Annotated in this window: 19 protein-coding genes and 1 pseudogene; 19 read left to right on the forward strand and 1 reads right to left on the reverse strand. The window is 42.3% G+C overall.

The features are described 5' to 3' along the window. The first annotated feature begins 41 nt into the window (after positions 1–41). From BXY41_RS00215 to BXY41_RS00240, 6 genes and pseudogenes are all read left to right on the forward strand, one after another. On the forward strand, positions 42–254 hold the full coding sequence (locus tag BXY41_RS00215) for a DUF378 domain-containing protein (RefSeq protein WP_104433382.1): 213 nt from the start codon (positions 42–44) through the stop codon (positions 252–254). Between the two features lie 138 nt (positions 255–392). Next, the gene (locus BXY41_RS00220) at positions 393–1,226 is read left to right on the forward strand and encodes a tyrosine-type recombinase/integrase (RefSeq protein WP_242979998.1); all 834 of its coding nucleotides are present in this window, start codon (positions 393–395) and stop codon (positions 1,224–1,226) included. Between the two features lie 400 nt (positions 1,227–1,626). Next, positions 1,627–1,830, forward strand: a complete 204-nt coding sequence (locus tag BXY41_RS00225; RefSeq protein ID WP_104433384.1) for a carbon storage regulator — start codon at positions 1,627–1,629, stop codon at positions 1,828–1,830. Between the two features lie 120 nt (positions 1,831–1,950). Then, positions 1,951–2,374: pseudogene (locus BXY41_RS27535) on the forward strand (flagellin N-terminal helical domain-containing protein); the annotation flags it as partial. A 1,379-nt stretch (positions 2,375–3,753) separates the two neighbouring features. Next, the gene (locus BXY41_RS27540) at positions 3,754–4,104 is read left to right on the forward strand and encodes a flagellin (protein ID WP_490393070.1); all 351 of its coding nucleotides are present in this window, start codon (positions 3,754–3,756) and stop codon (positions 4,102–4,104) included. A 167-nt stretch (positions 4,105–4,271) separates the two neighbouring features. Then, a complete protein-coding gene (locus tag BXY41_RS00240) occupies positions 4,272–4,652 on the forward strand; it encodes a zinc ribbon domain-containing protein (RefSeq protein ID WP_104433386.1) in 381 nt (126 codons plus the stop codon). Between the two features lie 52 nt (positions 4,653–4,704). Here the strand turns inward: BXY41_RS00240 and BXY41_RS00245 are convergent, their stop codons facing one another. Further along, on the reverse strand, positions 4,705–5,274 hold the full coding sequence (locus tag BXY41_RS00245; RefSeq protein WP_104433388.1) for a nitroreductase family protein: 570 nt from the start codon (positions 5,272–5,274) through the stop codon (positions 4,705–4,707). 410 nt (positions 5,275–5,684) lie between these two features. On the opposite strand from BXY41_RS00245, the gene BXY41_RS00250 reads away from it, so the two are divergent. From BXY41_RS00250 to BXY41_RS00310, 13 genes are all read left to right on the forward strand, one after another. Then, complete coding sequence (locus tag BXY41_RS00250) at positions 5,685–5,987, forward strand: hypothetical protein (RefSeq protein ID WP_104433390.1); 303 nt, start codon at positions 5,685–5,687, stop codon at positions 5,985–5,987. Between the two features lie 148 nt (positions 5,988–6,135). Then, a complete protein-coding gene (locus BXY41_RS00255) occupies positions 6,136–6,876 on the forward strand; it encodes an MBL fold metallo-hydrolase (RefSeq protein WP_104433392.1) in 741 nt (246 codons plus the stop codon). Continuing rightward, the gene (locus tag BXY41_RS00260) at positions 6,869–7,657 is read left to right on the forward strand and encodes a threonine/serine exporter family protein (protein ID WP_104433394.1); all 789 of its coding nucleotides are present in this window, start codon (positions 6,869–6,871) and stop codon (positions 7,655–7,657) included. Before BXY41_RS00255 ends, BXY41_RS00260 begins: the two co-directional genes overlap by 8 nt. Continuing rightward, positions 7,654–8,127, forward strand: a complete 474-nt coding sequence (locus BXY41_RS00265; protein ID WP_104433396.1) for a threonine/serine exporter family protein — start codon at positions 7,654–7,656, stop codon at positions 8,125–8,127. The genes BXY41_RS00260 and BXY41_RS00265 overlap by 4 nt, the downstream gene beginning before the upstream one ends. Beyond that, positions 8,124–9,413 carry a dihydroorotase gene (locus BXY41_RS00270; RefSeq protein WP_104433398.1) on the forward strand — a complete coding sequence of 430 codons (1,290 nt, stop codon included), beginning with the start codon at positions 8,124–8,126 and terminating at the stop codon, positions 9,411–9,413. Before BXY41_RS00265 ends, BXY41_RS00270 begins: the two co-directional genes overlap by 4 nt. A 28-nt stretch (positions 9,414–9,441) precedes the next feature. Further along, positions 9,442–11,031, forward strand: coding sequence for a hypothetical protein (locus tag BXY41_RS00275; RefSeq protein ID WP_104433400.1), 1,590 nt, complete (start codon positions 9,442–9,444; stop codon positions 11,029–11,031). 87 nt (positions 11,032–11,118) lie between these two features. Beyond that, positions 11,119–11,979, forward strand: a complete 861-nt coding sequence (locus BXY41_RS00280) for an amino acid ABC transporter substrate-binding protein (protein ID WP_104433402.1) — start codon at positions 11,119–11,121, stop codon at positions 11,977–11,979. 23 nt (positions 11,980–12,002) lie between these two features. Then, complete coding sequence (locus tag BXY41_RS00285; RefSeq protein ID WP_104433404.1) at positions 12,003–12,653, forward strand: amino acid ABC transporter permease; 651 nt, start codon at positions 12,003–12,005, stop codon at positions 12,651–12,653. Positions 12,654–12,664: 11 nt separating this feature from the next. Continuing rightward, the gene (locus tag BXY41_RS00290) at positions 12,665–13,429 is read left to right on the forward strand and encodes an amino acid ABC transporter ATP-binding protein (protein WP_104433406.1); all 765 of its coding nucleotides are present in this window, start codon (positions 12,665–12,667) and stop codon (positions 13,427–13,429) included. A gap of 147 nt (positions 13,430–13,576) precedes the next feature. Further along, on the forward strand, positions 13,577–13,831 hold the full coding sequence (locus tag BXY41_RS27405; RefSeq protein WP_104433408.1) for a type II toxin-antitoxin system HicA family toxin: 255 nt from the start codon (positions 13,577–13,579) through the stop codon (positions 13,829–13,831). Beyond that, positions 13,818–14,177, forward strand: coding sequence for a type II toxin-antitoxin system HicB family antitoxin (locus BXY41_RS00300; protein WP_104433410.1), 360 nt, complete (start codon positions 13,818–13,820; stop codon positions 14,175–14,177). The genes BXY41_RS27405 and BXY41_RS00300 overlap by 14 nt, the downstream gene beginning before the upstream one ends. A gap of 105 nt (positions 14,178–14,282) precedes the next feature. Beyond that, entirely contained in the window at positions 14,283–14,927 is a 645-nt protein-coding gene (locus BXY41_RS00305) for a hypothetical protein (protein WP_104433412.1), read from the forward strand. Between the two features lie 198 nt (positions 14,928–15,125). Further along, complete coding sequence (locus tag BXY41_RS00310; protein ID WP_104433414.1) at positions 15,126–16,766, forward strand: ABC-F family ATP-binding cassette domain-containing protein; 1,641 nt, start codon at positions 15,126–15,128, stop codon at positions 16,764–16,766. Positions 16,767–16,832 lie beyond the last annotated feature (66 nt).

Below are 16,832 nucleotides of genomic sequence, written 5' to 3' on the forward strand. Positions count from 1 at the left end.
AAGAAGCTACTCCATAATATAAGGGAAAAGGAGGTAGTGCCATGGGAAATAAAGCATTAAATTACACAGCTCTGACAATTGCCATCATCGGTGCAGTAAACTGGGGGCTGGTAGGTTTCTTCAATTTCAACCTGGTGTCATTTATTTTCGGCAGCATGACCTGGCTGACAAGGATCGTGTATGCCGTCGTAGGGATCTGCGGATTATATCTGCTTACCTTTTATGGTCATTCAGAAACAAGTACGGAAAGATAGTTGATGATGGTAGCGGGGGCGTTGCGGCATGGCAGATTATTAAGCTATGGAGCAATGCCCTTCATCTATGTTGGTTTAGTCTTATGTTATTCTATTAAAAATTGATATGCATGAATATTTGCGTACGGAGGACAGCAAATGGAGGCACAGTTGCGGGAAAGAACGCAGGCACAAATGCAGTTTGAATCATATCTTCGCAGTGAAAATTTATCTGAAAGTACAATCATCACTTATATATCTGCAGTAAGGTCTTATTTCACCCAATATAATGATATCAGCAAAGATAATTTATTGGCCTATAAAGGCTATCTCATGGAAAGTTATAAACCCAAAACCGTAAATTTAAAGGTTCAGGCCATGAATAAATATCTCTATTATAAAGAGCAGCAGCCCCTGCAGCTTAAAAATGTTAAGATACAGCAGAAAAATTTCCTCGAAAATGTAATTAGTAATGCAGACTATCAATATTTAAAAAAGAAATTAAAGCAGGATGGAAACATGGAATGGTATTTTGTCGTATGGTTCCTGGCAGCAACCGGCGCCAGAGTCAGTGAACTGATACAGATCAAGGCAGAGCATGTTGAACTTGGATATCTGGATCTCTACTCCAAAGGTGGAAAGCTTCGCAGAGTCTATATTCCCGAAAAGCTGAAACGGGAAGCGAAGGTATGGATGGATCAAAATCAGATAACCAGTGGTTACTTATTTAAAAACCGCTACGGGGAACGGATCTCAACCCGGGGAGTTGGTCAGCAGTTAAAACGATATGCTATAAAATACGGACTTGATCCCGATGTGGTCTATCCTCATTCCTTTCGACATAGATATGCAAAGAATTTTCTGGAAAAATACAACGACATCTCATTTCTTGCTGACCTTATGGGTCATGAAAGCATTGAGACCACAAGGATATATTTAAGAAGGACGGCAACGGAGCAGCAGAGCCTGATTGATAAAATCGTTACATGGTGATATACCAATTTAATAGTTAAAAGATAAACGAAAAAGAGTCTTAACTCGTCTGTAAAACAGATAGGTTAAGACTCTTTTTTTGATTTATATTGACCTTTACCGGGCACCATTTATTTAAAACAGGTTCAATTTACCATGTTCCCATAATGTGTATTATAGGAACATAAACTGCGCAGGCAAAAGCTGATTATATCCTTTAAATACGCGTGAATTACTCACTAAAATGTATATCGGCTAAAGAAAAATTTTAATAAGGATTTTTTTTGAAAAATCTAGAAGTTACACAAAATAAAAGAAACAAAGATAAAAGCAGGTTGTTGTAATACACATTCTGGGAATATATGTCAATTAGTTACAAAAATATCAATGCAGGCTTCGTAAAAACAAGGAGGTGACGCGAATGTTATCGTTAGGAAGGAATCCAGGTGAGTATCTCGTAATCAATGGAAACATAGTAATTCAGGTGGTGTCCGTGGAGGGAGATTTAAGACTTGCCATTGATGCACCAAAAGATATTTCTATTGTAAGAGGAGAGATCTATGAAAAAGGCCACCCAATTCCCCAATGTTTGAAAAAACTCAGGGAAAGGCATTTACGTTGGTAAAAACAGTTTACTACGCTTTCAGCTTTTTCCTCAAGGGCCCGAGGGAAAGTTAGAAATAAAAAAACAAAAGTAACATGAGGGAAATGGAAGTCCCTGTCATAATTCAAGGAGGTAATACATATGAGAATTCAACACAATATTGCAGCATTAAACGCCTACAGGCAGTTAGGAAACAACAACAATACGGTATCAAAGAACCTGGAAAAATTATCCTCTGGATATCGGATTAACCGTGCAGGTGATGATGCTGCCGGTCTTGCTATTTCTGAAAAGATGAGAGCACAGATCACAGGCCTTGAGACAGCTCAGAAAAATGCGAATGACGGTATCTCACTGGTACAGACAGCAGAAGGTGCTTTAACAGAAGTTCATTCTATGCTGAACCGTATGGTGGAACTTGCTGATCAGTCTGCAAATGCTACTTATCAGGATAACGTAGACAGGGAAAACCTTCAGAAGGAAGTTACTTCTTTGAAGGCAGAAATTAATCGTATTTCAGATAGTACGAATTTCAACGGTATCAACTTGTTGGATGGTTCAGTTAACCAGACAAAAGCCATCACAACTGCAGCAATTACTGTTAAGACAAACCCGGCCGAAACGACGAAAGCTCTTGGGGCTTTTGATAAGGTAACTTCTGGTAAAAAAGAAGCAGCAACAGCAGCAGTTGATTATTCAGCAAAACTATATGTAGGAAATATTACAAATACCAATAGTGCAGCAAAAAATCTTGTATTTAATTATAAGGACAATACTGGTGCGGATCAGACCGTTAAAATTGAAATTGCTGCTGGTAAGGGTATTAGTACTGATAACATTGCTGATGCATTTGCTGGAGGACCATCCGGTAATATATCGGCAGTAACCGATTCCGGTACAGCATTTGCAGGGGGCGGTGAAGCTGGTAAGTTTACGGATCTCTATGATGTATCCGCTGATGGAAATATCATTACAATTACAGCCAAAGCAGATAAGACTGCGGCTGGTACTGGAGAAATTGTAGACGGTTCTAAGTTAGGTGCTGTCTCTGTAGATGTAAGTGATATTGATGCAGCTGATGTAGCTGCGGCAACCGCAACATTAAAAGAGAAATATAATGGAACAACTGAAAACCCAATTGGGTACGGCAAACTTGCAGGAAAGGAAACTGATTATATTAAAGGACAATCAGCTTCTTATCAGGTAGCAAGTAAAGAACTCACTTTAGACTTAGACAGTTCAAATGCAGGTAAGTCAGCGCATAACAGAGCTGTTACGGTAGGCGACAGAACCTATGTTATCCAGAGCAGCAATGCTGAATTAAAGGGGTTGCCAACAGATTCATCAGAAAGAGATAAATATACAACCGTAACTGTCAATGACAGCGACGATGCGGATACAGTAGCTGATAAACTGGCAGCTGCAATAACCGCAGAAGAAAGTGGAACAAATAACAATGGTGGTTATGTTGCATCTTCTGCGACGGGCGGCAAAATTACAATTTCTGAGTCAACATCAAGAGGTGCTGTAATAAGAGATGATGCAACAAAAGGCGCAACTAATGCAACGGGAATAGCTACAGCAAAACAGCTTACTCTTGTTTCTGCAAGTGCTGACACAGGAAATGGAACACTGGCAACCTTTGATGCTTCCAAGATGACAAACGGTACCAGTATTTCCGTTAACGGAAAGAATTATACCTTTGTCAACAAGGCTGACGAAGAGGTTGCAGAGGGTGATACGAAGATCGTATACTCTACAAGTGACACAAGTGAACAACTGGCATCAAAACTTGCTGATAAGCTTACTGAGGATGGAGTTACCGGAGCAAGTGCGCAGGGCGCCGCAGTAAAACTGAATGAGTCCAATTTAACAAAGTCAGCATCTGCACAAGGAGCAGGTCTTACTCTTCAAATTGGTGATACAGCAGATAACTTTAACAGAATGTCAGTTAAAATTTCTTCAACTAGTGCAAAATCACTGGGAATTGCAGGTGTTGATATCAGCACTGATTCTGGGGCAACAGCAGCAATTGCAGTTATAAAAAATGCAATTAATAGCGTTTCCTCTACTCGTGGTGATCTTGGCGCAATTCAGAACCGATTAGATCATACAATTAACAACTTAAATGTAACAAGTGAAAATATGTCAGCTGCTGAAAGCCGTGTACGTGATGTTGATATGGCAAAAGAAATGATGGCATATACCAAGAACAACATCCTGGTTCAGGCATCTCAGTCCATGCTGGCACAGGCAAACCAGGTTCCACAGGGCGTTCTGCAGTTATTAAAATAATAATTGTAAAAACATCAGTATTATTTACCAGGCCGCTGCATCATAATGCAGCGGTCTGTCTGGCGTGTAAAATGACCGGGCTATGATGTTTCATCTTTTTGTGCTATACTCTTAATCAAAAGCAACGCCAACCATTTTTTGCTGTTGGTTTCATTAGGAGGTATGGGATGTTTTTCATATGCGGAATGAGTCAGGGGAAAAAGCTGCTGGATTATACCAGGACAGTGATCTGCTCTTTATGCGGAGGCTATGGTAGATATCAGGTCTTTATGACCTACAGCTATTTCAGTGTATTTTTTATACCCATTATAAAATGGAACAGGCATTATTACGTACAGATGTCGTGTTGTAATACCGTTTATGAGCTGGATGGAGAAAAGGGGAAAAAGTTAAGCAGAAGAGAACCGGTTGAAATTGAGGAGCGGGATTTAACCCTGGTTCAATCCGGACAAAGAAGTGCAGAGTGGAATAAAAGGCAATGCTCCCACTGCGGGTATGAAACAGCAGAGGATTTTGAATACTGTCCCAAATGCGGACAGAGATTTTAAAACAGCCGAACCGGAGTATTTCCGGAACGGCTGTTTTTTCGATTTTTGTACATTAGATAATAATATCCTCTAATGCTCGTTTGGGAACATAATGAATCTGATTTTCATCTCTGTAATACTTAACGTTTCCATCTTCCTTAACAGGAACGATGACCACCTCTTCCTTCGGCTTTCCAAGAGCCAGAACCAGATCTACCGAATAAAGAGAGGTATCAATACCAAGCGACTCAGCCAGCTGGCTTCGCCGTACATTTCCAAGCATGCAGCCGCCATAACCTTTTTCTACTGCGCCAAGCATCATGGTCTGAGCGGCAATGCCATCATCGGTAAGCTTGTTCTTACCAAGTGACAAATCACAGAGAATGATGATATAGGCAGATGGGCGCTCCCCTTCCTCGGGTCCGTCCCAGTCAGGAAGTGCTCCCGCCCAGCCTAAAGTATCAAATATCAGTGCATTTTCCTCTGGTGTATTGCTGATCTTAAATTTCAGTGCCTGTGAGTTGGCCGTGGAAGCAGTAAGTCTCGCCAGATCAATCAGCTCCAGTAACTCATCTTTAGAAATCTGGTACTCCTGATAGAAGCGTCGGTATGTACGGCATTTGGAAACGAGATCCTTTAACATAGTTGATTCCTCCTGTTATCATATTCAATCAGTATTTATTTATAAAGTATAGCAGGTATGAAATTGATCTGCAACGAATAAAAAGGAAATGGATTTGTTAATATAGCACAAAAATTAAGCCTTATAGTCTATAAAAACTGGTGTAATTTTCGAATGGACAAAATGCAAACAAATACAATAAAAAAAACTCAAGAGCATAAATCCATAATTTATTGTTAGACATATTATCCCTAATTGTAAATTTAATTAAGAATTTGCCACTTTTATATTAAGAAAAAAATCATAATGAATTCATTGACTTTATTTTCTTAAGGTGTTAAACTGTGTCTCGGCTTTAGAAATTAATAAAAAAAAGCCGCGGCATACATATTTAACAATAAACACAGGTAGCCGCAAGGAGGAGAAATATTATGAAATTAACAGCAAAGAAACTGGTACTTACAGGATTAGCAGTATTAACAATGGCAGCAATTTCTGCATGTGGAAGCACAAAGACTGCTGAAACAACAGCAGCAACAGAAGTTACTACAGAAGCAGCTACAACAGAAGCAGTTACAACAGAAGCAGCTACAAAAGAAGAAGTTACAACAGAAGAATCTTCTGAGTCTGTAGAAGAAACAACAGAAGAAGCATCTGCAAAAGAGTCTTCTGAAGAAGCTTCCAGCGTAGAAGCAACTACTGAAGCTACAGAAACTACAAAGGCTGCTAACTAATTATTATAGAAATAACAGCTTAGATGGAATAAAAATTTCCGCAGGCGGGGACAGAGGTCTCCGCCTTTTTTGCGCGCATCTGCTATGCAGAATGGATCAGTATGTGATATAATTTCTCCAAACAGTCATTTGAAGGAGGCCGCTTTTTATGAAAATTACTTACGTTCATCACAGTGCATTCCTGGCAGACTTGTCGTCTGCTGCTCTGCTATTTGATTATACCCAGGGTATACTTCCGGACCTGGATACCAATAAACCACTTTTTATCTTCGCCAGTCATCGCCATGGAGATCATTATTCGGATAAAATTTTTGATCTGGGGAACGGATCCAGGGAAGTTCATTATGTTTTGTCTGACGATATCTCCAGGAAAAAGATTGGTGAGGAACAAAGAAGCCATATTTCATTTGTTAAACCGGGAGAAACCCTCACCCTTTCGTATGGTACAGGAGGTAATCTGGCATTAGAAATTACTACCTTTCAATCCACAGATGAGGGTGTCGCATTTCTAATAAAAGTGAATGGAACCGTAATTTACCATGCCGGTGATCTAAACAACTGGAGATGGGAAGGCGAGCCAGAGGAATGGAACCGGAATATGGCTAAGAACTATTCATTAGAAGTGGACAAGCTGGCAGGAGAGAAAATTGATGCAGCCTTTCTGCCTCTGGATCCGAGACAGGAGAAAAACTTCTATCTGGGTTTTGATGAATTTATGAGAAAGGCAGAAGTATTGCATGCATTTCCCATGCACTGCTGGGATGATTATTCCGTAATAGGGCGTTTAAAATCAATGGAAGTTTCCATTCCTTACCGGGACCGGATTGTTATGATGGAAAGAGACGGAGAATCGTTTATTTTGGAACAGGAGCCTCAAATTCATGAATGAGCGGAAAGAGGAAGAGCGGGAGGTCTTAGATGCGGCCATGCTGGCTGGTCATATTCTGCTGGAAAATGGTGCTGAGATTTTCCGGGTGGAAGAAACCATGGATCGGATCTGCCGCCATTATGGAATTAAATCCTGCAGCTCCTTTGTGTTAAGCAATGGGATTTTTACCACGGCAGGGAATGAGAGAGAAGAGATATTTGCAAAGGTCCAGCACATCCCGGTGAGCGGAACGCATTTAGACCGTGTTGCTGCAGTGAATCAGCTATCCAGGGAGATTGAAGCAGGATCTTTAACTCCCCATGCAGTAAGAGAAAGGCTGGATCAGATACAGCGGATGCCTGGAAAGTCAAAGAAGATGCAGATTCTGGCATCGGGAGTGGGAAGTGCCTGTTTCTGTTTTCTGTTCGGAGGTAATGGTAAAGATGCAGCAGCTGCGTTTTTCTCCGGTGTGGTGCTATATGGATATATCATTTTTCTGGCAGGTCCTCATCTTACCAAGCTGGTGGCTAATATTGGAGGAGGAGCTCTTGTCACTGCGCTGTGTACTCTCTTGTACAAGCTTCATCTGGGAGAACATTTAAACTTTATGATTATTGGTTCAATAATGCCTTTGATTCCAGGAGTTGCATTTACCAACGCAATTCGTGATATTGCAGACGGAGATTATATCGCTGGTTCTGTGCGAATGATGGATGCACTGCTGGTATTCTTCTGCATTGCCATGGGAGTAGGGCTTGTATTCAGCCTTCTTCACCGGTTTACAGGAGGTGGATTTTTATGACGGCTGTCTGTGAGATGGCAGTTGCAGCCCTTGGTACGGTTGCATTCGCCCTCCTGTTTGGAGTACCTGCCATATACTATCCTTATTGCGGTCTGATTGGGGGAACAGGCTGGTTCGTATATAGCATGCTGGCACAGGGATTTTCAGAGCCGGCATCCGCAATGTTTGCAACCATTGCTGTAATTCTTCTTTCCAGAATATTTGCGGTCAGAAAACAGTGCCCGGTAACCATCTTTTTGATTTCCGGTATTTTTCCGTTAGTTCCAGGTGCGCTGGTATATTGGACCGCTTACTACATTGTAACCGACGAAATAGCACTTGCTGCCCGAACCGGGTTTCTTGCTCTGAAAGTGGCAGTTGCGATTGTGCTTGGTATTGTGTTTGTTTTTGAACTGCCTCAGGGATTCTTCCGCTTTGCGGCAAAGAAGGATAAACGGGCATTAAAAGAGAAAGGGAGAAAGAAACGATGATATGGATTAAAAATGTTCACGTAATTGACCCGGCAACCCGGACAGAGCAGGATATGGATATCTGCATAGAAGATGGAATCATAGCCGGGATGGGAACGGATCAAAATCCTCCCGGGGCAGGGACTTCAAAAAATGATGTGGTAATTGATGGTACCGGTCTTATCGCAGCGCCGGGACTTGTGGACGTACATGTTCATTTCCGGGATCCGGGACTTACTTACAAGGAAGATATTCAGACAGGTGCAAGAGCAGCAGCCAAAGGTGGTTTTACAACCGTTGTATGCATGGCCAATACAAAGCCTCCTGTCGATAATATAAGAACGTTGGAATATGTAAAGAAAGAAGGGGAGAAAACCGGAATCCATGTTCTTCATGCAGCAGCTGTATCCAAAGGGATGAAGGGCCGTGAGCTGACTGATATGGAGGCACTGGCAGCCCATGGAGCAGCAGGCTTTACCGATGATGGGATTCCGCTGATGGATGCGGAGCTTGTAAAAAGAGCCATGGAAAAAGCGGCCAGTTTAAATCTCCCGTTAAGCTTCCACGAAGAAGATCCTGCATTGATAGAGAACAACGGGATCAATCATGGGGCGGTATCCGAACAACTTGGTATTTATGGTTCTCCTGCTGAGGCGGAGGACAGTCTGGTGGCAAGAGACTGTATGCTTGCTCTCCACACCAAGGCTGCGGTAGATATTCAGCATATCAGTTCTGCTGCATCGGTACGTATGGTACAGTTTGCAAAGGATTTAGGGGCAGATGTTTATGCTGAAGTGACACCCCACCATTTCACATTGACAGAAGAGGCGGTTCTTTCCTATGGAAGTCTGGCTAAGATGAATCCCCCTCTTCGGACAGAGGCAGACCGTATGGCTGTAATAGAAGGTCTTAAAAATGGCAGCATTGATATCATAGCCACCGATCACGCACCTCACAGTACGGAAGAGAAAGCCAGGCCTTTGCTGGAGGCGCCCAGTGGAATTATCGGGCTGGAAACGGCACTTGGGCTGGGAGTAACCACTTTGGTACGTCAGGGTCATTTAACCATGATGCAGCTGTTGGAAAAGATGAGTATTAATCCGGCAAAGTTATATCGTCTGGACTGTGGAATGCTGAAAACCGGAGGCGCTGCAGATCTGGTAATATTTGATCCCAACGAGGAATGGACCGCAGGCGAATATGTCTCCAAATCATCCAACTCCCCATTTACCGGAAAAAAACTTTTTGGAAAAGTGAAATATACCATCTGCAAAGGTAAAATTGTCTACCAGGATGAACAGGATTAATCGGATAAATACGAGAAAAGGATAAGAGATGGAAATCAGGGCGCAGGACTCTGTTGTCCCGGGGGAGTTGAAAACAGAGGGGATAGCTGAGGGTAAAGTGAGTGGAAAAGCAGACTTGAATCTGTCTGTTGAAGCATTAAAAGCAAATGAGAAATTAATTGCAGGAGAAATATTACTTAATCAGGTGGCGGCTCAGACTCAGTCTATGAAGGAAGAGGCAAAAGCGGAATCTGAAAAAGCTGAAAAATCCAGGTCTGCCAGAGATACTGCTTCAGTGAGTGATACTCCTGATATTTGGGATGAGGAAGAATGGAGAGAGGCCTTTCATGAGATAACGGACTGGACTCCATCTGAAACCCTTCCTCTTTCAGAGGAATTAAAAGAGCTGGCAAAAATATACGAGGAACTTCTCTTAGCAGTTCTCACCCATGGAACACAAGAGGGCCAGGAAGCCGGGGAGCTGAATCAGGAATTGTCTGTGATGCTGCAAAAGCTTCTGATGTCCCGGCTTGGAGATCTGGAGCTACTGTTAAGTAATTACGGATCTGCCGTAAGTATTAATGCATTGAGGGCAGCCATCTGCCGAAGTGTTATGGGGAAGAATTTTACGGAGGCAGAGCTGAATCAGATATTTGGACAAAGCGGCGTGGATGGAAAGCAGGCAAGTGCTTCAAAGGAAGGCGGAATCAGGACCCCGGTTACCACAGGAGATAATGAAACCGGTATGGGAATTATTTACCAGCCAACAGCCTCCGGAACGATTAAAAATAATCCGGGATATGCCAAAAATCTGATGGATGAGACTTCTTTGACTATTCTGGAAAAAGGTGGGCCTTTCAAGAAAATAGCTGGAAAAGCCCAGGGAGCCAGCTTAACAATTTCCCCCATGAAAACGGGAAGGGTATATGAAATAAGCGATTTGGAGGCTGCACAGCGATTTGCGTCCTATATGAACCGGGAAGGAAATTTATTCAGAATATCAGGACTGTCTGGTAAAAGTGAAGAGCTCTTGGGATTTTTAGCCGCTCTTATGTCAATAAAAACACAGATCTTTGTATCAAGTCTGGGAGCGGAAAAAGGGATCGCCATGGATTTAAGAGAAGCCTGTGACCGGATGACCGATAAATTAATTCAGGAAATGGCGAGTCAGTCCGCTCTAAAATATTCCGGTGTGAGAAAACCGGTTTTTGAAGCAAAGGATGTATACCGGATCTTTTATTATATGATGAATCTTTACCAGAACAAGGCAGATGTAAATGAGACGGCCAATAAAGGGATTCGCTACGCCTATCAGCAGTTCCTAAAGAAAAAAGAAGTTTCAGAAATTAAGGGAGAGCCGGAACCTTTTTTTACAAAAGGTAAGAAAGAACCCTCAGAGGATTTTAAGGAAGGCAGGAAACAGATAGAACGGGATTGGAACGGATTTACGGAATTTTTAAACAATGGACAATCAACCGATATCCCTCAGGGCGTTCTGGTGCTCAGTCCCTGGGGGATGCTGGCGGAGCCGGAAACTTCCAGGGAGGTAAGCGATGGGAATATAAGTCCTGTTTTTTTCCTTGGTGGGGGCGCAGCCCTTATAATACTGATTATAATCATTTCTTTTATCTGGTTTTAGAACCACGATACATAAATTTCTTCTTTACAGAAAAACTTTACTGTGCTACCATGGTAACACATGAAAATTAAGAGGAGGATTTATGTTATGAAAAAAATAGTGATTCTGGCAGCAGCAATATTAGGAACAGCAGCGTTATTAAGCGGCTGTGCAGGAAAAAAGGAAGGACCTGCGGCGGCAGAGACAACAAAGGCAGAGTCTTCATCTGCAGAGACAACAAAAGCACAGGATACATCTTCGGCAGCTTCTGAAAAAGATACGTTTACAGTGGGATTTGATCAGGACTTTCCTCCCATGGGATTTGTTGGAGATAATGGAGAGTATACAGGATTTGACTTAGATCTTGCAAAAGAGGTGGCAGATCGCCTTGGTAAAAAGTTTGTAGCTCAGCCAATCGCCTGGGACGCAAAGGATATGGAACTGGAAAGCGGTAACATTGACTGTATCTGGAATGGATTTACCATCAATGGAAGAGAAGACGGTTATACATGGACAAAGCCTTATATGGCAAACAGACAGGTCTTTGTTGTGGCAAAGGACTCCGGAATCAAGACACTTGCGGATCTTTCCGGAAAAGTAGTGGAGGTACAGGCTGACTCTTCTGCAGAGGCTGCATTAAAGGATAATGATACATTAGCCAAAACATTTAAGACACTTCAGACCACACCAGATTATAATACTGCATTTATGGATCTGGAGATGGGAGCAGTGAACTGCGTGGCTATGGATGAGATTGTAGCTGCTTATCAGATTCAGCAGAGAAAATCAGATTTCGTAATTCTTGATGAAGCACTTGCAGCAGAGGAGTATGGAGTTGGTTTTAAAAAGGGAAATGATGGACTAAGAGACAAGGTGCAGGAGCAGCTGGAGGCAATGGCAGCAGACGGAACCTTAAAGACCGTTTCTGAAAAATGGTTCGGTAAAGATGTAACAACAATAGGAAAATAATTGATACTGACGGAGGGGCAATCATGGCTTTTACAAAGATACTTACACAACTGGCAGGAGGAATGTGGGTCAGCATCCAGATCTTTCTGGTAACACTCATCTTTTCTCTTCCTCTGGGACTTCTGGTCTCCTTTGGGAGGATGTCAAAAAACCGGGTCATAGAGGCCATTGTTAAATTCTATATATCAGTCATGAGAGGAACCCCTCTGATGCTTCAGCTTATGGTGGTTTATTTCGGTCCCTATTACCTTTTTGGAGTGAAGGTGGGGAACGGATACCGCCTTTGGGCCGCATTTATTGGTTTCGTGATCAACTATGCCGCTTACTTTGCTGAAATCTACAGAAGCGGAATTCAATCCATGCCTGCCGGACAGTATGAGGCAGCAAAGCTTTTAGGATACTCAAAGAATCAGACCTTTTTTAGAATCATATTCCCCCAGGTAGTAAAACGGATTCTTCCGTCAGTCACCAACGAGGTAATAACTCTGGTAAAGGATACCTCCCTTGCGTTTACCATCAGCGTGCTGGAGATGTTTGCCGTAGCCAAGGCGCTGGCGTCCTCACAGACAAGCCTGATTCCCTTTGTGGCAGCAGGTCTTTTCTATTATGTATTTAATCTGGTAGTGGCTATGCTGATGGAATACATAGAAAAACGGATGAATTATTACCAATAGGAGGAATCGAAATGCACGTACTGGAAATGAACCATGTGGAAAAATCATTTAATGAACAGAACGTCCTTCGGGATATCTCTCTGTCTGTAAAAGAAGGGGAGATCCTTTCTGTCATCGGGCCTTCCGGTTCCGGAAAGTCCACGCTCCTTCGATGTGCCACATTGCTGGAACAGATGGATAAAGGAGAACTGTTTTACCTGGGAGAAAAGGCAGCGTGGAACGGAAGCGATGGAACGACTGTCTATGCTAAAAAGGAAAAACTGAAAGAGATCCAGAAGAATTACGGTCTTGTTTTTCAGAATTTTAATTTGTTTCCTCATATGACCGTTTTAAATAATATTATTGATGCACCAATCCATGTTCAGAAACGGAGCAAAGAGGATGCCATAAAGGAGGCTACGGAGCTTCTTCAGAAAATGGGACTTGCTGATAAAGCAGATGCATATCCCTGCCAGCTTTCTGGCGGGCAGTGCCAGAGAGTGGCGATTGCAAGGGCACTGGCTCTGAACCCCAAGATACTATTTTTTGATGAGCCTACTTCTGCACTGGATCCGGAGCTGACCGGTGAAGTGCTTAAGGTTATTAAATCCCTTGCCGACCTGCATATTGCAATGGTAATTGTCACTCATGAGATGGCATTTGCCAGAGATATCTCTGACCGGGTGATTTTTATGGCAGAGGGTGTGATCGTTGAGGAAGGGACTCCGGAGGAAGTGTTTGCGTCCAACAATGTCAGGACACAAAATTTTCTTGGGAGGTATGGAGATATTTTGTAGGAATAAATAAAATTTTATGATAGCCCCTGGAACACATGGTTATGTGTGATTCAGGGGCTTTGTTTTGTATTATGCTTTATTTTTAATATATCATTGACACCAAATGCGACACCATAATATAATGTATTATAAAGAGAGGATTAATAAATGTCACAATGGGATAAATTATTGAATAGAATATACTCTTTATCAAAAGATCTGCGATTTAGTGAATTGCAACGTGTCTTGGAGTACTATGGATATGAAATGAAGTCGCCCAAGGGGGGAAGTAGTCATTATACGTTTCGGAAATCAGGGTGTATGCCAATTACTCTGCCAAAGCATGAACCAATAAAAAAAGTTTATGTACAGATGGTTAGAGAGATTGTTGAAAGTGAGGTATCAGATGATGAGAACAATTGATGATTATATGAATCTGCACTATAGAATGGAGATTATTGAAGATCCTGATGAGGGAGGATATATTGTATCATTTCCAGATTTAAGGGGCTGTATAACATGTGGTGAGACAATCGAAGCAGCAATTGCTAATGCCAAAGATGCCCAAAAAGCCTGGCTGGAAGCAATGCTTGAAGATGGTTGTGAAATCCCTGAGCCAGATAATCTGGATAAATATTCCGGACAGTTTAAATTAAGAATACCCAAGTCATTACATCGGGAATTAGCGGAGCACTCAAAGAAAGAGGGGATCAGCATGAACCAGTACTGTTTGTATCTCCTGGCTAGAAATGATAGGGCACGTAATTAAATAGATAAAAGTAAATTAAGAAAAAAGATAAAAACTTTTCACAAACGGATGATATACTAAATGCGATATATCAGGAAATGGCAAACATAGAAAAGAGGATGCTTTATGAAAAGAACCTTAATGATCGCATTAGCAGTCTGCACTGCAGTTATATTATCGGCCTGCGGGAAATCATCGAAGCCGGCGCAAAACGCAGCTGGTACCGTTGCACAGACAGAAACTTCAAATGAAACTTCTCCGGCGGCAAGTACCCAGGCACCCGGAAGTACAGCAGAATTTAAGATATTAACCGGTAAAGTCACCGAGGTATCTGATAATATGGAATCCATGACCGTTTTAGATGGAGAGTCGAAAACTGTTTTTCATCTGGATAATGCTGTAGTGGAAACCTCCTACGCACTGGAACCGGATGTGAAAGTTTCCATCATCTATAAGGGTGAGATATCTGGGTCTGACACGACCAATGCAAAGGTGATTTTAGTCCTTGATGCCCAGGATAAGATGGAAATAAAAGAAGTGACCGGAACCGTAAAGGATCAGGCCATGAGTACATTTACCATCGATACGGGTTCAGCAAAAGAGATGGGATTTATCAAAGATAACTGCGAAGGGCTGGATACCGGAGTGCTTGGAAATGCTACAGATGACAGCAACGGAAGTGGAGCTTTGGTAAAAGTTACCTATGTTACAGTTACCTATGATGCAGGCAGCGAATCAAACTTCCCCTTAAAGGTGGAAGCGGCGAAGTAAAAAACAGGTATAAATCCCGGATCGGCAGGGCTTTTTTGATAAAAGGCTTGCAAATTCGGGATTTTCATGTACAATAAGAGAGATGACAGAAAAGGGGCCAAAAGACCCCTATTTTGATGATTTCGGCCATGACTTTGCTGAAATCAGAAGCAGAGCTTACGATATGGAATAAAACCAGATTTCAGAAAGGGAATTAAGATGATTAGTGCACATAACGTAACATTAAGACTTGGAAAAAAAGCATTGTTTGAAGATGTAAATATTAAGTTTACGGAAGGCAACTGTTATGGCTTAATCGGTGCCAATGGTGCCGGAAAATCCACGTTCTTAAAAATTCTTTCCGGGGAACTGGAGCCTACTGGCGGTGATATTGTAATCACACCGGGCCAGAGACTTTCTTTCTTAAAACAGGACCATTTTAAATATGATGAGAGTCAGGTTCTTGATACAGTCATCATGGGAAATGTCAGATTATATGAGATCATGAAGGAAAAGGATGCGATCTACGCGAAGGAGGACTTCACGGATGAAGATGGCATTAAGGCTGCAGATCTGGAGGGAGAATTCGCAACCATGAATGGTTGGGAAGCGGAATCCGATGCAGCTAACTTATTAAACGGTCTTGGAATTGAGACTGACTTACACTATAAACTGATGAAGGATTTAACCGGAGCCCAGAAGGTGAAAGTGCTTCTTGCACAGGCACTTTTTGGCAATCCTGATATACTTCTTTTAGATGAGCCGACCAACCATTTGGATCTGGATGCCATTGCATGGCTGGAAGAGTTCCTGATTAACTTTGAGAATACGGTAATCGTGGTTTCCCATGACCGTTACTTCTTAAACAAGGTTTGTACCCACATCGCGGATATTGACTACAGCAAGATCCAGCTGTATGCCGGTAACTATGATTTCTGGTATGAGTCAAGTCAGCTTATGGTTAAGCAGATGAAGGAAGCCAACAGAAAGAAGGAAGAAAAGATTAAGGAGCTGCAGGATTTTATTCAGCGCTTCTCTGCCAATGCTTCCAAATCCAAGCAGGCTACTTCCAGAAAACGTGCGTTAGAGAAAATCGAACTGGATGATATTAAACCTTCCAGCCGTAAATATCCTTATATCGATTTCCGTCCGGCACGGGAGATTGGTAATGAGGTTCTTACCGTGAATGATTTAACTAAAACCATTGACGGTGTGAAGATTCTTGATCATATTTCCTTTACACTCACCAGAGAAGATAAGGTGGCTTTTGTAGGACCGAATGAGCTTGCGAAAACTGTTTTGTTTAAGATCCTTTCCGGAGAGATGGAACCAGATGAGGGCGATTATAAATGGGGTCTCACCACTACCCAGAGCTATTTCCCCAAAGACAACACAGCAGAGTTTGATAACGATGATACCATTGTGGACTGGCTGACCCAGTACTCTCCTGAGAAAGATGCAACTTATGTCCGTGGATTCCTTGGACGTATGCTGTTTGCCGGAGAAGACGGCGTGAAGAAAGTCCGCGTTTTATCCGGTGGTGAGAAAGTGCGCTGTATGCTTTCAAAGCTGATGATAACCGGTGCCAACGTATTGCTTTTAGATGAGCCTACAGACCACCTGGATATGGAATCTATTACAGCATTGAACAACGGACTTGTGAAATTCCAGGGAGTACTCCTCTTTTCCTCCCGTGACCATCAGATCGTACAGACTACAGCAAACCGCATTATGGAAATCGTAGGCGGACAGCTGATTGATAAAATTACTACTTATGACGAGTATCTGGAAAGTGATGAAATGGCTCGTAAGAGACAGGTATTTACTTTGACAGAAGAACAGATGACTGAAAACCAGTAATAAAAAGGCCGTTGCTTTGCAGGTTTGTTATGATACCTGCGAAGCAGCGGCTTTCCTATTCATGAA

It is taken from the genome of Lacrimispora xylanisolvens (assembly GCF_002934545.1).
GTDB classification, from domain to species: domain Bacteria; phylum Bacillota; class Clostridia; order Lachnospirales; family Lachnospiraceae; genus Lacrimispora; species Lacrimispora xylanisolvens.

Excerpts from the sequence above, each read along its gene's own strand:
- BXY41_RS00265 (WP_104433396.1), top strand. The coding sequence starts at position 7,654 with ATGACGGCTGTCTGTGAGATGGCAGTTGCAGCCCTTGGTACGGTTGCA.
- BXY41_RS00275 (WP_104433400.1), top strand. The coding sequence starts at position 9,442 with ATGGAAATCAGGGCGCAGGACTCTGTTGTCCCGGGGGAGTTGAAAACA.
- BXY41_RS00215 (WP_104433382.1), top strand. The coding sequence starts at position 42 with ATGGGAAATAAAGCATTAAATTACACAGCTCTGACAATTGCCATCATC.
- BXY41_RS00290 (WP_104433406.1), top strand. The coding sequence starts at position 12,665 with ATGCACGTACTGGAAATGAACCATGTGGAAAAATCATTTAATGAACAG.
- BXY41_RS27540 (WP_490393070.1), top strand. The coding sequence starts at position 3,754 with ATGTCAGTTAAAATTTCTTCAACTAGTGCAAAATCACTGGGAATTGCA.
- BXY41_RS00225 (WP_104433384.1), top strand. The coding sequence starts at position 1,627 with ATGTTATCGTTAGGAAGGAATCCAGGTGAGTATCTCGTAATCAATGGA.
- BXY41_RS00250 (WP_104433390.1), top strand. The coding sequence starts at position 5,685 with ATGAAATTAACAGCAAAGAAACTGGTACTTACAGGATTAGCAGTATTA.
- BXY41_RS00260 (WP_104433394.1), top strand. The coding sequence starts at position 6,869 with ATGAATGAGCGGAAAGAGGAAGAGCGGGAGGTCTTAGATGCGGCCATG.
- BXY41_RS00285 (WP_104433404.1), top strand. The coding sequence starts at position 12,003 with ATGGCTTTTACAAAGATACTTACACAACTGGCAGGAGGAATGTGGGTC.
- BXY41_RS00305 (WP_104433412.1), top strand. The coding sequence starts at position 14,283 with ATGAAAAGAACCTTAATGATCGCATTAGCAGTCTGCACTGCAGTTATA.
- BXY41_RS00220 (WP_242979998.1), top strand. The coding sequence starts at position 393 with ATGGAGGCACAGTTGCGGGAAAGAACGCAGGCACAAATGCAGTTTGAA.
- BXY41_RS00270 (WP_104433398.1), top strand. The coding sequence starts at position 8,124 with ATGATATGGATTAAAAATGTTCACGTAATTGACCCGGCAACCCGGACA.
- BXY41_RS00280 (WP_104433402.1), top strand. The coding sequence starts at position 11,119 with ATGAAAAAAATAGTGATTCTGGCAGCAGCAATATTAGGAACAGCAGCG.
- BXY41_RS00240 (WP_104433386.1), top strand. The coding sequence starts at position 4,272 with ATGTTTTTCATATGCGGAATGAGTCAGGGGAAAAAGCTGCTGGATTAT.
- BXY41_RS27405 (WP_104433408.1), top strand. The coding sequence starts at position 13,577 with ATGTCACAATGGGATAAATTATTGAATAGAATATACTCTTTATCAAAA.
- BXY41_RS00310 (WP_104433414.1), top strand. The coding sequence starts at position 15,126 with ATGATTAGTGCACATAACGTAACATTAAGACTTGGAAAAAAAGCATTG.
- BXY41_RS00255 (WP_104433392.1), top strand. The coding sequence starts at position 6,136 with ATGAAAATTACTTACGTTCATCACAGTGCATTCCTGGCAGACTTGTCG.
- BXY41_RS00245 (WP_104433388.1), bottom strand. The coding sequence starts at position 5,274 with ATGTTAAAGGATCTCGTTTCCAAATGCCGTACATACCGACGCTTCTAT.
- BXY41_RS00300 (WP_104433410.1), top strand. The coding sequence starts at position 13,818 with ATGAGAACAATTGATGATTATATGAATCTGCACTATAGAATGGAGATT.